Source organism: Micromonospora sp. NPDC049171, from assembly GCF_040648275.1.
Lineage (GTDB): Bacteria > Actinomycetota > Actinomycetes > Mycobacteriales > Micromonosporaceae > Micromonospora.
Genome location: NZ_JBEZDJ010000034.1, coordinates 30,260 through 44,610 on the forward strand (window position 1 = coordinate 30,260; position 14,351 = coordinate 44,610).

At 71.3% G+C, this 14,351-nt stretch carries 17 protein-coding genes; 12 read left to right on the plus strand and 5 right to left on the minus strand.

All coding sequences use genetic code 11. From position 1 onward, the window contains the following. The coding region (locus AB0B14_RS32105) for a hypothetical protein (protein ID WP_357525830.1) at window positions 1–870 on the minus strand (870 nt) is incomplete at its 3' end. Window positions 871–1,056: 186 nt separating this feature from the next. Between AB0B14_RS32105 and AB0B14_RS32110 the strand changes: the two genes are divergently transcribed. Genes AB0B14_RS32110 through AB0B14_RS32120 form a run of 3 tightly spaced genes read left to right on the plus strand, consistent with a single transcriptional unit; the run spans window position 1,057 to window position 3,256 of the window. After that, entirely contained in the window at window positions 1,057–1,359 is a 303-nt protein-coding gene (locus tag AB0B14_RS32110) for a hypothetical protein (protein WP_357068571.1), read from the plus strand. Next, window positions 1,356–1,982 carry a tetratricopeptide repeat protein gene (locus tag AB0B14_RS32115; protein WP_357525832.1) on the plus strand — a complete coding sequence of 209 codons (627 nt, stop codon included), beginning with the start codon at window positions 1,356–1,358 and terminating at the stop codon, window positions 1,980–1,982. The genes AB0B14_RS32110 and AB0B14_RS32115 overlap by 4 nt, the downstream gene beginning before the upstream one ends. A gap of 8 nt (window positions 1,983–1,990) precedes the next feature. Beyond that, the gene (locus AB0B14_RS32120) at window positions 1,991–3,256 is read left to right on the plus strand and encodes a glycosyltransferase (RefSeq protein WP_357068569.1); all 1,266 of its coding nucleotides are present in this window, start codon (window positions 1,991–1,993) and stop codon (window positions 3,254–3,256) included. A gap of 40 nt (window positions 3,257–3,296) precedes the next feature. Here the strand turns inward: AB0B14_RS32120 and AB0B14_RS32125 are convergent, their stop codons facing one another. Beyond that, on the minus strand, window positions 3,297–3,992 hold the full coding sequence (locus tag AB0B14_RS32125; protein WP_357068567.1) for a hypothetical protein: 696 nt from the start codon (window positions 3,990–3,992) through the stop codon (window positions 3,297–3,299). Window positions 3,993–4,253: 261 nt separating this feature from the next. Here AB0B14_RS32125 and ssd point away from each other — a divergent pair, with 261 nt between their 5' ends. The 7 genes from ssd to AB0B14_RS32160 all read left to right on the plus strand — a co-directional run bounded on the left by ssd (window position 4,254) and on the right by AB0B14_RS32160 (window position 9,508). After that, window positions 4,254–5,357, plus strand: a complete 1,104-nt coding sequence (gene ssd, locus AB0B14_RS32130) for a septum site-determining protein Ssd (protein WP_357068565.1) — start codon at window positions 4,254–4,256, stop codon at window positions 5,355–5,357. After that, window positions 5,354–6,565, plus strand: coding sequence for a TadA family conjugal transfer-associated ATPase (locus AB0B14_RS32135; RefSeq protein ID WP_357068563.1), 1,212 nt, complete (start codon window positions 5,354–5,356; stop codon window positions 6,563–6,565). Before ssd ends, AB0B14_RS32135 begins: the two co-directional genes overlap by 4 nt. Then, window positions 6,562–7,845, plus strand: a complete 1,284-nt coding sequence (locus tag AB0B14_RS32140) for a hypothetical protein (protein ID WP_357525834.1) — start codon at window positions 6,562–6,564, stop codon at window positions 7,843–7,845. The genes AB0B14_RS32135 and AB0B14_RS32140 overlap by 4 nt, the downstream gene beginning before the upstream one ends. After that, window positions 7,842–8,483 carry a type II secretion system F family protein gene (locus AB0B14_RS32145; RefSeq protein ID WP_357068559.1) on the plus strand — a complete coding sequence of 214 codons (642 nt, stop codon included), beginning with the start codon at window positions 7,842–7,844 and terminating at the stop codon, window positions 8,481–8,483. The genes AB0B14_RS32140 and AB0B14_RS32145 overlap by 4 nt, the downstream gene beginning before the upstream one ends. 22 nt (window positions 8,484–8,505) lie before the next feature. Further along, complete coding sequence (locus AB0B14_RS32150; RefSeq protein ID WP_081883916.1) at window positions 8,506–8,673, plus strand: DUF4244 domain-containing protein; 168 nt, start codon at window positions 8,506–8,508, stop codon at window positions 8,671–8,673. A gap of 83 nt (window positions 8,674–8,756) precedes the next feature. After that, on the plus strand, window positions 8,757–9,113 hold the full coding sequence (locus AB0B14_RS32155; protein WP_357068947.1) for a TadE family type IV pilus minor pilin: 357 nt from the start codon (window positions 8,757–8,759) through the stop codon (window positions 9,111–9,113). Then, complete coding sequence (locus tag AB0B14_RS32160) at window positions 9,113–9,508, plus strand: Rv3654c family TadE-like protein (protein ID WP_357068557.1); 396 nt, start codon at window positions 9,113–9,115, stop codon at window positions 9,506–9,508. Before AB0B14_RS32155 ends, AB0B14_RS32160 begins: the two co-directional genes overlap by 1 nt. Before the next feature lie 260 nt (window positions 9,509–9,768). Here the strand turns inward: AB0B14_RS32160 and AB0B14_RS32165 are convergent, their stop codons facing one another. The 3 genes from AB0B14_RS32165 to AB0B14_RS32175 all read right to left on the minus strand — a co-directional run bounded on the left by AB0B14_RS32165 (window position 9,769) and on the right by AB0B14_RS32175 (window position 13,260). After that, window positions 9,769–10,347 (minus strand): hypothetical protein, encoded by a 579-nt coding sequence (locus AB0B14_RS32165; protein WP_357068555.1) that lies wholly within the window; start codon window positions 10,345–10,347, stop codon window positions 9,769–9,771. Window positions 10,348–10,500: 153 nt separating this feature from the next. Continuing rightward, window positions 10,501–10,710 carry a hypothetical protein gene (locus AB0B14_RS32170; protein ID WP_357068553.1) on the minus strand — a complete coding sequence of 70 codons (210 nt, stop codon included), beginning with the start codon at window positions 10,708–10,710 and terminating at the stop codon, window positions 10,501–10,503. A 99-nt stretch (window positions 10,711–10,809) separates the two neighbouring features. Then, window positions 10,810–13,260, minus strand: a complete 2,451-nt coding sequence (locus tag AB0B14_RS32175) for a DEAD/DEAH box helicase (protein WP_357525836.1) — start codon at window positions 13,258–13,260, stop codon at window positions 10,810–10,812. Between the two features lie 140 nt (window positions 13,261–13,400). On the opposite strand from AB0B14_RS32175, the gene AB0B14_RS32180 reads away from it, so the two are divergent. Further along, window positions 13,401–13,757 (plus strand): STAS domain-containing protein, encoded by a 357-nt coding sequence (locus AB0B14_RS32180; protein ID WP_357068548.1) that lies wholly within the window; start codon window positions 13,401–13,403, stop codon window positions 13,755–13,757. Then, window positions 13,754–14,191, plus strand: a complete 438-nt coding sequence (locus AB0B14_RS32185; protein WP_030334228.1) for an ATP-binding protein — start codon at window positions 13,754–13,756, stop codon at window positions 14,189–14,191. Before AB0B14_RS32180 ends, AB0B14_RS32185 begins: the two co-directional genes overlap by 4 nt. The last annotated feature ends 160 nt before the right edge of the window (window positions 14,192–14,351 follow it).

Below are 14,351 nucleotides of genomic sequence, written 5' to 3' on the forward strand. Positions count from 1 at the left end.
GACGTGGGCGCGCAGGGTGTTCAGGGGGATGCCGGCGTTCAGGGTCCGCAGGGTGCTCAGGGCAACGTCGGTGCGCAGGGTGACGTAGGGGTTCAGGGGGCGCAAGGCTTCCAAGGTGCTCAGGGCGAGGCGGGCCTTCAGGGCGCTCAGGGTGCGCAAGGTGACGCCGGTGCTCAGGGTGCTCAGGGTGCTCAGGGTGACGCAGGTGTTCAGGGTGCGCAGGGCGAGCCCGGTACGCAAGGCCCGCAGGGTGACGCAGGTGTTCAGGGCGCTCAGGGTGACGCCGGTGTTCAGGGTGCGCAAGGTTTCCAAGGATTTCAGGGCGACGTGGGCGCGCAGGGTGTTCAGGGGGATGCCGGCGTTCAGGGTCCGCAGGGTGCTCAGGGCAACGTCGGTGCGCAGGGTGACGTAGGGGTTCAGGGTGCGCAAGGCTTCCAGGGCGACGTGGGTGCGCAGGGTGCGCAGGGCGTGGCCGGTACGCAAGGCGCGCAGGGTGGGCAGGGCGACACCGGTGCACAGGGCGCGCAGGGCGAGGCCGGCGCTCAGGGTGCGCAGGGCGTGGCCGGTACGCAAGGCGCGCAGGGTGCGCAAGGTGGGCAAGGTGAGGTCGGTGCGCAGGGACCTCAGGGAGCGCAGGGTGACGCCGGTGTTCAGGGTGCTCAGGGAAACGTCGGAGCTCAGGGCGACGTCGGTGTTCAGGGTGCTCAAGGTTCCCAAGGTTTCCAGGGCGACACGGGCGCTCAAGGTGCTCAGGGCGACAGCGGCGTCCAGGGGGCGCAAGGCGCTCAGGGCTTGCAGGGCATACAAGGACCCCAGGGCGACACTGGTGCACAAGGCGACGTAGGCGCCCAGGGTTTTCAAGGTGTCCAAGGCGCCCAGGGTGCCCAGGGGGAGGCGGGCGCTCAGGGTGCGACAGGGGCTCAGGGGATCCAGGGCCCCCAGGGCGACGCGGGTGCTCAGGGCCTGCAGGGCGTACCAGGACCGCAGGGCGCCCAAGGCGCACAGGGAGTCGCGGGCAACGGGATCCAGGCGGCCTATATTCAGGGCCCGCTGACCGTGATTGCGGATACCCCCGTCAATTTCGGCTGCCAACCCGGAGACATTGCCGTCGGAACCGGTTATCAGCTCTCGGGCGCGGGTGTGAACCCGGTGCTTATCCAGCCACTCTCGACCAGCGGCTACCAGTTCACCTTCACCGGCGGAGGCGCCGACATCTGGGTGTCCTGCATCTCGTTGTCCGCGCCGCTGGCGTTTGCGCCCGCATCCAGCACGTCGGGTCGGGCGACGGCCGACAGTAGCAATGCCATCCGGCCGAACAGCGGGTCGGGCCGCCCCGTTAGCGTCCAGGAGGAAGAATGAGCACACGTCAGATATTCGGGTCACTCGCCTGTGGTGCGGTCCTGTTGACCGGAGTCGCGGGATGCAGCGACAAGCCTGCCGAGAAACCGCAGACGAGCAGCTCCGGCGACAGCGACAAGGCGAACGGCGACACCAGTGCCGCAACCGCACCGGCGGACCTGCTGAAGCTCGGTGTCGAACAGGGCCAAGCCGGCAACTTCGACGCCGCGAAGAGCACGTTCGAGAAGGTGGTGGCGGCGGAGGCCGACAACAAGTTCGCCTGGTTCAACCTGGGCTTCATCGCTCAGTCGCGCAACCAGCCCGACGAGGCGGTCAACAACTACGACAAGGCGTTGGCGACCGACGGCAACTACAAGCCGGCCCTTTTCAACAAGGCGATTGCACTGGAGGGTAAGGCCCCGACGACGTCGATGGACATCTACCGAAAGGTCGTGTCGATCGACAACAAGTCGTCAACCGCCTACCTGCGACTGGGCATTCTGCTGTCCCAGTCCGGTGACGACTCCGCGGCGCGGGACGCCTTCAAGGCCGCGATCCGGCTGGACAAGGAGCTCACCTCGGCTGTTCCAGCGAAGTACCGCCCGGCTCCGGCCGCTCGATCCTCGGCTCCGGCAGGTAGGTGACCGGCCCAATGCACACGCCACGCGTAACGGTCTTCACGGGAAGCAACCGTACCCGTTTCATCGACGAATGTTTCCGCTCGCTTGTCGCGCAGACTTTCACCGACTGGGAGTGGGTGGTCGTCCTCAACCAAGGGTCTCGTTGGCGGCCGGAGAGGCACGACGACCGAATCCGGCTCATTGTTCAGGACAACCTGAACGGCGTCGGAGCCGTGAAGGGACACGCCTGCGCCGAGGCTGCCGGGGACATCCTGGTCGAACTTGACGACGACGATCTACTCAGCAGCGACTGTCTGCAACAGATCGTCGACGCCTTCGACGCCAACCCGGAGGTGGGGTTCGTCTACAGCGACACCGCACAGATCCAGGAGGACGGTGGCCGTTGTGAGGACCGTTTCGCGAGTTCGTTCGGCTGGCGGCACTACGACGAGAAGGTGGACGGCCGCGAGGTGCTGGTCTGTCGGGCGTTGCCGCCGACACCGCACAACGTGAGCTATATCTGGTACGCACCGAACCACGTGCGAGCCTTCCGTCGGGACATCTATGAGAAGGTCGGCGGATACGACGAGTCGCTCGACGTCGCGGACGACGCCGACCTCATGGCTCGGATGTACCAGGTGAGCGATTTCCACCATATCCAAAAATGCCTCTACCTGCAGCGCATGCATGCCAAGAACACGCAGCGCATTCCCGATGTCAACGCCCGCATCCAGCAACGCACGGTGGAGATCTACGACCGGAACATTCAACAGAACGCGCTGGCCTGGTCGCGGCGGCAGGGGCTCCTGGCGCTGGACCTGGGTGCGGCCCACAACAAGCCGGAAGGCTATCTCGGCCTGGATTACCATGACGGGTCTGGCGTCGACATGGTGTGCGACATAACCAAGGGCGTCGACCTGCCGGACAGTAGTGTCGGGGTCATCCGGGCCGCCGACTTCCTGGAACACATTGTGGACAAAATTGGACTCTTCAACGAGTTGTACCGACTGCTCGCCCCGAACGGGATGTTGTTGTCGCTGACGCCGAGCACCGACGGTCGGGGTGCCTACCAGGATCCGACGCATGTGGCGTTCTACAACGAAAACTCGTTCTGGTATTTTACGGACGCCAACTATTCTCGATTCGTGCCCGAGATCAAATGTCGCTTCCAGGCGTCGCGCCTGGTCACGTACTTTCCGAGCGAATGGCACCAGGCGCACAACATCCCGTACGTGTCCGCGAATCTCATCGCGATCAAGGATGACGCCCTACGCAACGGCGGGCCGCTGAACATCTGACGATCGGCGGGGCGGCGGCCGTCCCGCCTGAACTTGGTGCCTAGCCGCCAAAGGCTTCGGCCAGCAGGGCCAACTGGCCTGGGGTTGCTCCCAGATGACGTGGACTGTGTATGCCGAGGCAGACGGGCAGGTCGCCTCGTTCGCCCCAGGCGCAGTCGCCCCAGAACCGATGGCTTGCTCTCAACAGTTCCCGTGCGACGTCGTCCGGTCGGTGCTTGGCTCCGACGGCGACGACGGCCGATGTCACCACATCCAGGGCCTCGGGTGGGATACCGGAATCGCCGACGCCGGGAAGGAGGAGGAGAAGACGCTCAGCCGGGCTGCGCATCGAGTCTGGTTGGCTCGCTGTCCTGACCAACTCGGCCCAGGAAAGCGCCGGGCCCTGGAAACCACCCTCCAGAGCGGCAGCGGTGATCGCCGCGTCGGAGCCGACCGGCTGAACCAGGTAGTCCCATCCCGAGTCGCCATCGAAGTTGCGAAAGAGGATGTGCAGGCGGTGGCCCCGGGCGAGGTCCAGGGAGATGACCGGCCAGGTGTCGTGCTGATGCAACGCCGACACGTAGTCCGCGACATCCGCCGGGTCGGTGCCGAAGGCCGCCGCCGCGGTCGTGGAGCCGCCCGGCGCGAGGAGGAAGGCCGGCCAGAACAAGGGGTCGTCCAGCCACGGTGTGGCGTCCACGAGGACTGACGCGGCAACCGGCGGTTGGAAGCCATCGAGGTAGCCACGCAGCGGCATCCGACCATCCTCGCAGACCGTGGACCGACAGTCCTCGGGCGCCGTCGTCGCCGTGGGCGCTGCCTGCCGGGAGCGGCCCGCTGTGTCCTCCCAGCAATTCCCGCGGTGGCGGACAGGGCGCGCGCGTAGCAGATCAACTGGCTCGGCGGGCGTTGTCCACAACCCACGTGGTTGTCCACAGGCGGCGCGATCGGGGCGGCTTGCCGTGCGATTTCCGAGCAGGGTCGGCGGCATACCAGAGCCCGACCGCTGGAGGCCGCGATGCCATCCCGTACCTCGGTTCCACCGATCCGCCGGCTTCCGCTGGTCGTCACCGGCGACGATGATCTGCTCGACGACCTGCTCCGGCTCGCCGCCGCTGGCGGGGCCGAGGTGGAGCTTGCCCGCGACCCGGCGGCCGCCCGCACTCGCTGGCAGCCCGCTCCGCTGGTGCTGCTCGGCGCCGACCAGGCGCAGTCGTGTCTGCGTGCCCGGATGCCGCAGCGACCCCGGCTGGTGCTGGTCGGCCGAGCCGGACAGTTGGACCCCGGCTGGCAGATCGCCGAGCTGATCGGGGCCGAGCACGTCGCCATGTTGCCCATCGCCGAGCCGTGGCTGGTGGACCGGTTCGCCGAGCAGGGCCCGGACCGCTCGGACGGCGTAGGCGCCCGGATCGTCGCGGTGCTCGGCGGCCGGGGCGGTGCCGGGGCGAGTGTGCTCGCCGGTGGCCTCGCCGTGACCGCCGCTCGGGCCCGGTTGCGCACCCTGCTGGTGGACGCCGACCCACTCGGCGGTGGCCTCGACCTCGTGTTGGGCTGGGAGCAGTTGGAGGGGCTGCGCTGGCCGTCACTCACCACCGCCGACGGGCGGGTGGACGCCCCTGCGCTGGTGCGGGCCCTACCCAACCGGGGTGACCTGGTGGTGCTCTCCTGGGACCGCGGCGAGATGCTGGCGCTGCCAGCGGCGGCGATGGCGGCGACCGTGGACGCTGCTCGGCGTGGTCGGGACTTCGTGGTGGTCGATGTGCCCCGACAGTTGGACGACGCCGCGGTGGTGGCGTTGCAGGCGGCCGACCAGGCGTTCGTCGTCGTCCCCGCCGAGCTGCGTGCCACCGCTGCGGCCGCTCGGGTGGTGGCCGCCGCCGCCCCACACTGCGCTGCGCTCTCGGTGGTGGTGCGTGGGCCCGCGCCAGGCCGACTTCGGGCGACCGAGGTGGCCCGGGCACTTGGGCTCCAACTGGCTGGCACGCTGCGCCCCGAGCCCGGGTTGTGCCGAGGGCTGGAACGAGGCGAGGCGCCGGCCGCCGCGGGTAAAGGCCCGCTGGCCGCACTGTGCCAACGGATCGTCACCGACCTGACCGGTGTGCCGGCGACGGGTGCGGCATGACCGGCCGGCCGCAGGACAGCACCCTCGCTGCTCGGGTACGGCAGCGGATCGCCGCCGCCACCACGCCGGTCACCGCGGCGGCGATCGTCTCCGCCGTACGGGCCGAGCCAACCGCTGCGGTGCTCGGCGACAACGCCCTGCTGCGGATAGCCGACCGAGTGCACGACGATCTGGTCGGTGCCGGGCCGCTGGCCCCACTGCTCGCCGACCCGGAGGTCACCGACGTCCTCGTCAACGGGACCCGGGTCTGGGTCGACCGTGGTTCCGGGCTGCAGCAGGTCGCGGTCCCGTTGGGCTCGATCGAGGACGTCCGCCGGTTGGCACAGCGGCTGATCGCCAGCGCCGGCCGGCGGCTTGACGACGGCTCCCCGTACGCGGACGCCCGGCTCTCCGACGGCACGCGTCTGCACGCCGTGCTGCCGCCGGTGGCGACCGAGGGTCCCTACCTGTCCCTGCGGACCTTCCGACATCGACCGTTCACGCTCGATGAGTTGGTCCGCCACGGGACCGTGCCGCGCCCGGTGGCGCCGCTGCTCGCAGCCGTCGTGGCTGCCCGCCTGGCGTACCTGGTAACCGGGGGAACGGGATCGGGCAAGACGACTCTGCTCAACACACTCTTGGGGTTGGTGCCGGCCACCGAGCGGATCGTGCTGGTGGAGGACGCCGCCGAGCTGCGTCCGGGGCACCCGCACGTGGTGGGGCTTCAGGTGCGTACCGCCAATGTGGAGGGCACGGGCGTGGTCGGCCTCGGCGACCTGGTCCGGCAGGCGTTGCGGATGCGTCCGGACCGCCTGGTGGTCGGGGAGTGCCGGGGCGGTGAGGTGGTCGACCTGCTCGCAGCGCTCAATACCGGCCACGACGGAGGCGCCGGCACGTTGCACGCCAACACCCCCTCCGACGTGCCGGCCCGACTGGAGGCGCTGGGCATGTTGGGTGGGCTGCCGCGCGCCGCGCTACACGCCCAGGTGGCCGCCGCGCTGCAGGTGCTGTTTCAGGTACGGCGCGGCGACCGGGGACGCATCCTGGAGTCGGTCTGCCTTCTCCTGCCCGAGGGGCCGGAACGGTTGGTGACCGTGGTGCCCGCCTGGGTACGCGGCAGCGGGCTCGGATTGGCCGCCCGCGCACTTGGCGCGCTGCTCCGGGAGCGTGGCGTGGCGGTGCCGCCGATCCTGAGTGAGCCGTGGCCCGGATCGGCGGGCCCGGCATGAGCGGCGCGACCATGCTGGTGGCGGCGCTGCTGCTCGTCGTAGCCGCTCTGCTGGCGTGGCCCGTGCACACCATCCGGGCCCGCCGACGTCGGGTGCTGACGACGGGACGCGGGGCCGGCGGAGCTGATCCCAACGACGCACTCGTGGAGTGGATCCGGGAACTCGGCCGCACGCCGGACGGTCTGGCCGACGGGCCCGGCGACTCGCCGACCCCGGACGGCCCGGTAGGCATCCCGTATCGCTCGCGGTCCACCGTGGCTCTGGGCGGGAAACCATCCGCACTCGGCTGGCCCAGCCGGGACGTCGCCGGCAGCCCGGCACGCTGGCCCGGGGCGACGGGCGGGTCGGTGGGGTTCGCCCGTCCCGTAGGCCCGAACCGTCCGCCGACCCGCCGGGATCCCCGACGTCCGGCCGGCACCGTCGGGCCCGAGGCCACGATCCGGGATGCGGAACGACGAGGCGGCGCCTCCCTGGCCGCGACGACGATCGTCGGCGGCGATGCAGGTGTGGGCCATCGGGACGACGTCTCGCACGCGGTGACGGCCTCCGGGCGCGGCGATGTGGCGGACAGCCGGGGTGACACCGCCGGTGCGGCAACGGCCGAGGGACGCCCGGGCAACCGGTTCGTCGGCTCGGCCGATGGGCCGAGTGGGGTGGTGCGGCTGCGCGCACCGCGCTCGTCGAGGCGTGTGCTGCCGCTGGTCGGGGTGCTGGGAGGTGGTGTCGGCGCCGTGGTCGGCGGCCCGGTGGCAGCGGTCGTGGTGGGCGGGTACGCCACACTGGCCGTGCGTGCCGTGCTGCGCTGGCGAGTGAACCGCGGCGCCGAGCGAAGGCGGCGACGTGGGCTCGACCAACTGTGTGGCCTCGCGGCGGACCTTCGGGCCGGCCTGCCCGTCCAACGCGCGATCGAGGCCGCCACCGATGGGCGGGATAACTCGGACCGGCTGCGTCAGCTGACCGCGGCGGCGGTGCGACTGGCCGACCGGACCGGAGCGCCGCTGGCGGACCTCGTCGAGCGGATCGAGGCCGACGCTCGGGCGGCCGACCGGGGTCTGGCTGCCGCGGCGGCCCAGGCAGCCGGCGCCCGGGCCACGGCCTGGTTGCTGGCGGCGTTGCCGGTGGGTGGGATCGGGCTCGGGTACGGGATAGGCGTCGACCCGTTGGCGGTGCTGCTGCACAACAGCGTCGGCGGGTCCTGTGCGGTCCTCGCGGTGGTCCTGCAGGTCGTGGGCCTCCTCTGGGCGGAACGGCTGGGCGCGGCGCCGGGGCGGGCCGGATGAGGTCGCGAAGTCCGGCGAGCCAACGCAGCGTGGTCGGCGGGCGGCGGCCGGACGCGATCCGCCTCGCCGCAGGGCTGGGTGGGCTCGCCGTAGCCGTGGTCGTCGAGGGCTGGCTGGGGCTGCTCGGTGCGGTGCCGACCGCGTTCGTGCTGGATCTCCTGCTGCGGCGGATCGAGTCGCCGGGCGTGCGCAAACGGCGGCTGCAGGAGGCCGTCGAGCTGCCGCTCGCGGTCGACCTGCTGGCCGCCGCGATGCGGGCGGGCGCACCTGTGGATCGCTCGGTGCTTGCCGTCGCCGAGGCTCTGGACGGACCACTCGCCGCGCGGTTGGCGCGGACCGGCCGCACGCTGCTGCTCGGCGGTGGGCCGGCGGAAGCGTGGTCCGCGCTGGACGGAGTGCCCGGTGCGGAGCGGTTGACCGCTGCGGCGTTGCGTTCGGCCAACAGCGGCGCCGCCCTGGCCGGCGCGCTGACCCGGCTCGCCGACGACCTACGCGCCGACCGGGCCACCGCCGCCGAGGCGTCAGCCCGTCGGGCGGGCGTGCTCATCGTCCTGCCGCTGGGGCTCTGCTTCCTGCCGGCGTTCATTCTCGCCGGCCTGGTGCCGGTGATCGTCGCCGTACTCGGCGACGTGCTCTGACCCATCGAGAAGGGAAACAGCCATGCGCAAACTCATCGCCCGCCTGCGCGGCGATGCCGGCATGAACACCGCTGAGTACGCCGTCGGCACGCTCGCCGCAGTCGCCTTCGCCGGGATCCTGTTGAAGGTGCTGACCTCCGGCAACGTCCAGTCGGCGCTGACCGCCGTCATCGACCGGGCGCTGAAGTGATCGGGCGCCGGCAGGCCGGCCGCGATCGGAGGCCCGAGCATCCCGAGCGAGCGTCCGGCGGACGGAAGACCCGTGCTGTCGAGCTGGCCGCCGGCGGGGACCGAGGGTCGTTCACCGCCGAACTGGCGGCCGGCCTGCCGGCGCTGCTTCTGCTCCTGCTGACCGGACTCACCGCCGTCAACGCCGTCAGCGCCCAGGCGAGCTGCCTGCACGCGGCTCGGGAAGCGGCGCTGGCTGCCGCCCGCGGCGCGGACGGCAGCGCGGAAGGCGGACGCGCGGCACCGCCGGGGGCGCAGGTCTCGGTGTCCGTCGACGGCAACCGGGTGCAGACGACGGTACGAGTGCCCGTCCGGACGCTGGGTGGCCGGCTGCCGCGGATCACCGTGGTCGCCACCGCGGTCGCCGCCGTGGAACCCGGCGCTGGCGAGTGGGATCGGTAGTGCGACCGACTCACGGCCCAGATGCCGAGGGACTCGATGGTGACCCGCTGGACGCGCAGCGCGGTGGCGCGACAGTCCTGCTGCTGGCCACGGGGCTGGTCTTCGTGCTGGTCGGGACGTTCGGCGCCGCGGTCGCCGCAGCGCAGATCGCGGCTCAGCGAGCGGCGGTGGCAGCCGATCTCGGTGCACTGGCCGGCGCCGCCCGGCCGCTCGACGGCGAGGCCGTGGCCTGCGCGTCCGCTGCCGACATCGTCGGGCGCAATGCCGCTCGGACGGCCAGGTGTCGCCTCGACGGGCTCGACGTGCTGGTGACCGTCGAGGTGACGTTCACGCCACTTCCCGGCCTGACCCGGGTCGCCACGTCGACGGCCCGCGCCGGCCCGGTGCGCGGTTGAACGACATGGGGCTGGGCGGCGGCCTTCCATCCACGGCGGCTACCCGGTCCAAGGCGGCACCGTCTGTCGCGGTGGCGGCCCGGTTCGCGGCGAAATGGTTCGCGGCGACAGCCTGGTTCGCGGCGGCAACCTGGTTCGCGGTAGCGGCTTGGTTCGCGGGGACGCCGGCGGACTTCCTGTATCTGGAGACGGCCCGCTGGCCGGGATCAGGGCCGAGGGTCTTGTCCCGGCCAGCGGCCGAAGAGCGGGGGCCGGGATTGTCAGCGGGCCTGGAGCGCGTCGAGGGCGACGGCCATGGCGATGACCAGGCGGCGGTCGATCTGCGGGTGCTGCACCTCGACGACGTACTTGTCGCGCAGGCCCCACTTCTTGACCACGGTGAAGACCGGCTGCCCACCGGCGGTGAAGTCGAAGTGGTAGGGCAGCCAGGACAGCGAGTCGACGAACCGGCGCAGCAGTGCGACCGGCAGGCTGCGCTCCTGGCCCGTCACCTGCGGCAGGCCGGCCTGCTCGACGTGCCACGTGGACCGGAGCAGCGACTGGGCGAAGTCCTTCCGGAACAAGCCGATCGGGTTGCCGGCCGCGTCGGTCACGTCGTACGTGGCGCCGAGGTCGATGCGCTGGCGGGCCTTGAAGCCGAGCAGGGGCTGCTGCTTCGAGTCGTCCGTGTAGATCGTCACCTGTTCCTTGAAGGCGAGCCGCTTCTGCTGCGCGAACGCCAGCAGCTCACCCTCGGTGCCGTCCGGGGAGACCGCACGGACCTCGTACTGGTTGACCATCATGCGCAGGCGCTGGCGGACGTGGAACTGGTGCTGGCTCTGCAAATTGTCGAGCTGCATGTGAACTCCTCAGGGGGTTGGTCCGCCGGAGTCTCGCACAGCCGGACGACCATCGCCCTCTCCGCCACCGACGATCGCATGCTGCTGGGCAGCCGTCGGAGACCGTCGGACGACCAGCCCAGCATGCCGTTGCCCGTGCCGGTGAGAGGCGGATCAGCGCCCGTCAGGAGTGGTCGCGGCGCGCATTGCCCAGGTGTTGAAAACCTGGTGGATGACGCGCAGCCGTTCGTTGATCTGCTCCAGGCGCTCGGCCTGAGCCAGGTTGGCCAGCGCCGACCCGAGCGCGATCTGCTGGTCGAGGGTGAGTTGATCCTGGTCAATGCTGTAGAGCAGGTCGACGGTCTCGGCGATGGTGTCGGCCACGGCTCCTCCTCGGACACGGGGGGCGATCGGCAGTATGGGCATCTATGGAAGCGCTCCCACATCATTGTGCCCAGTGGCATGCCGATTCATGCAACCCGCTCAGTCGGGCAGGTTCGCCAGCACCACGTCGAGCACCCGGATCGCGTCGGGCTTGGAGAGCGGGTTGTTGCCGTTGCCGCACTTCGGCGACTGCACGCAGGACGGGCAGCCGGTCTCGCAGCCGCACTCGGCGATCGCGTCCCGGGTGGCCCGCAGCCAGGCCGACGCCGTTCCGTACGCCCGTTCGGCGAAACCCGCGCCACCCGGTTGCCCGTCGTAGACGAAGACCGTCGGTGCCTCGGTGTCCGGGTGGACCGCGGTGGAAAGCCCGCCGATGTCCCACCTGTCGCAGGTGGCCATCAGCGGGAGCAGGCCGATCGCGGCGTGTTCGGCGGCGTGCAGCGCACCCGGCACGTCGGCCGGCTGGACCCCGGCAAGAGCCAACGACTGCGGCGACAGGGTGAACCAGACCGCCACCGTGCGCAGCTCCCGGGTGGGCAGGTCGAGCGGCCGGGTGTCGATCACCTCGCCGGTGGCGATCCGCCGCCGCTGGTACGACACGACCTGACTTGTCACATCGACCTCGCCGAGGAACATGCCGACCGGCCCGGCATCCACGTAGGAGCGCACCGACACGACGGACAGGTCGGTGACGTCGCGGGCGTGGGTGGACCAGTCCGGCTCCTCGGCGTGCACCAGCGCGCAGCCGTCCGCGAGGTCGAGGTCGTCGACCACGTACGAGACGCCTTGGTGCAGGTGGACGGCACCGGGGTGGAGCAGGAAGTGCGAGGAACCGCCGTCGACAGTGCCGAGCAGCCGGCCGGTCGACGACTCCACCACACAGACCGGGGCGCCGCCCTCGCCACGCAGGTCCACCTCGGGCCGCTCCCGGTGCCGCCAGTACCAGCCGGTGGGCCGCTGCCGCAGGGCACCGGCCGCCACCAGCTCGTCGACCGCCTCCTTCGCCCCGTCGCCGAAGAGTGCCAGGTCGGCCGGGGTGAGCGGCGCCTCGACCGCGGCGCAGGCGAGTTGCGGTGCCAGCACGTACGGGTTGGCCGGGTCGAGCACCGTCGCCTCCACCGGAGCACCGAAGATCGCCTCCGGGTGGTGCACCAGATAGGTGTCCAGTGGGTCGTCCCGGGCCACCAGCACCGCGAGGGCCTCCTGCCCGGAACGCCCGGCCCGGCCCGCCTGCTGCCACAGCGACGCCCGGGTGCCCGGGTAGCCGCAGATCAGCACCGCGTCCAGCCCGACCAGGTCCACGCCTAGCTCCAACGCGTTGGTGGAGGCCAGGCCGAGCAGGTCGCCGTGAAGCAGCGCCCGCTCCAACTCGCGCCGCTCCTCGCGCAGGTAGCCGCCCCGGTAGGCGGCCACCCGGTCGCCGAGCCCCGGCACCGCCTCGTCCAGCGACCGGCGCGCGTTGGCGGCCACGACCTCGGCGCCTTTGCGGGAACGGACGAACGCGAGGGTGCGTACCCCCTCGGCGACCGTGTCGGCGAGCAGGTCCGCGGTCTCGCGCAGCGCCGACCGGCGGACCTGCCGAAGGTCGTCGTGCTCACCGATCGCCTGCGGCGGTACCGAGGGGGAGCCGATCGCCTGCGGCGGCACCGGGGCAGCGGAGCCCGCCTCGGGTGGCAGCAGCGGCGGCTCCCAGAGCGCGAAGGTCACCCCGCCGCGCGGCGACGCGTCCTCGGTGACGGCCGTCACCGGCAGGCCGGTCAGCCGTCCGCCCGTGGTCGCCGGGTCACCGGAGGTCGCCGAGGCGAGGACGAAGACCGGGGTGGCCCCGAACCGGGCGCACTGCCGGCGCAGTCGGCGCAGCACGTGCGCCACGTGCGAGCCGAACACGCCGCGGTAGGTGTGGCACTCGTCGATCACCACGTACGCGAGTCGGCGCAGGAAACCGGACCACTGGGCGTGGCCGGGCAGGATGCCGTGGTGCAGCATGTCGGGGTTGGTCAGCACGAACCGGGAGTGCTTGCGGATCCACTCCCGTTCGGCGCGCGGAGTGTCCCCGTCGTAGCAGGCGGGGCGTACCCCCTCCAGTTCCAGCGCGGCGACGGCCCGCAGTTGGTCGGCGGCGAGCGCCTTGGTCGGCGCGAGGTAGAGCACGGTGGCCCGGGGGTCGGCGAGCAGGGTGGCCAGCGCCGGGAGCTGGTACGCCAGTGATTTGCCGGACGCGGTGCCGGTGGCGACGACCACGTGCTGACCCTCGTACGCCAGGTTGGCCGCCTCGGCCTGGTGCTGCCAGGGCGCAACGACGCCGCGTGTGGCGAACGCCGCGCGCAGCTCCGCCGACGCCCACGGCGGCCAGGGCGCGGGCACCCCGGCGCGGGCCGGCACCCGCTCGACGTGGGTGACCGGGTCGGTGGCGCCCCGGGCACGTAGTCGGCGCAGCAGGTCCTCCGGCGCTGGCCCGGGACCAGGACCAGCGGATACGGTGGCCGCGGGCGACGACTCCAGGTCATGGCGCGGCGTGCCCTGCGCCGAGCTGAAGTCGTTGGAGGTCACGCCCTGCACTCTCGCACTGGTGTTCGGAGATGAAAAGTCGGGCCGGGGGGTAAGGGGAAGCCTCCGCTGGCGTCCGCAGGCCGCACCGGCGGTAGTGGTTAGATGCCCACGAGAGTTTACGGCTCTGGCGAGGAGGACCGATGGAGCTGTCGCTGGCGACCCGCACCGTGGGCGAGCACACGGTGCTCGAGGTCGGTGGTGAGGTGGACGTCTACACCGCGCCCCGGCTCCGCGAACGACTCCTTGAATTGATCGACGGTGGCGCCCGTCACGTGGTGGTCGACCTCGATCGGGTGGACTTCCTCGACTCCACCGGGTTGGGCGTGCTGGTTGGCGCGCTCAAGCGGCTGCGCTCGGCAGGTGGTTCGTTCGCCCTGGTCTGTGACAAGGAGCCCCTGCTCAAGATCTTCCGGATCACCGCACTGGACCAAGTGTTCCCGTTGCACCCGACGGTCGACGCGGCGATCAGCGCCGACCCGGCGGGCGCCGGCGCGTGATGGCGACCGTCAAGCTCTCGTTCTCCCCCGCCCCGGTGCACGTGCGCACCGCCCGGCTGGTCGGCGTTGCCGTCGCGCGGCGTGCCGGGGTCCGGGAGGACCTGCTGGACGAGGTGCGCCTGGCCATCGGTGAGGCGTGCACCCGCGCGGTGGCCCTGCACCGGCAGTACGGCCTGGCCGACCCGGTGCTGGTGGAGATGTCCGACGGTGGCTCGTACGCGGTGCGGGTGGTGGACCGGGCGCCGATCGAGGCCGGCATCGGTCTGACCGCACTGCCCCCGGACGAGCTGGCCAACGAGTCGCTCACCGACGAGGCGTTGACCACCGGCGTCGGGTTCGCGCTGCTCGCCGGCTTCGTCGAGGACCTGCAGGTGCGCCCGGTCGACGAGGGCATCGGCACCGAGGTGCGGATGGTGTGGCCGGTCGGCCGCTGACCGAAAACCGTTTCGCAGGCCGCATCCCAGCAGGGGTGCGGCCCTTTCTTTCATGGACCAGTCCCTATATCAGATTTCGTTTCATAACACAGCGACGGAGATCATCGCGACACGGTGCCACCTGCGTGTGACCTCTGACACTGAGGAGGGCTACAGTACC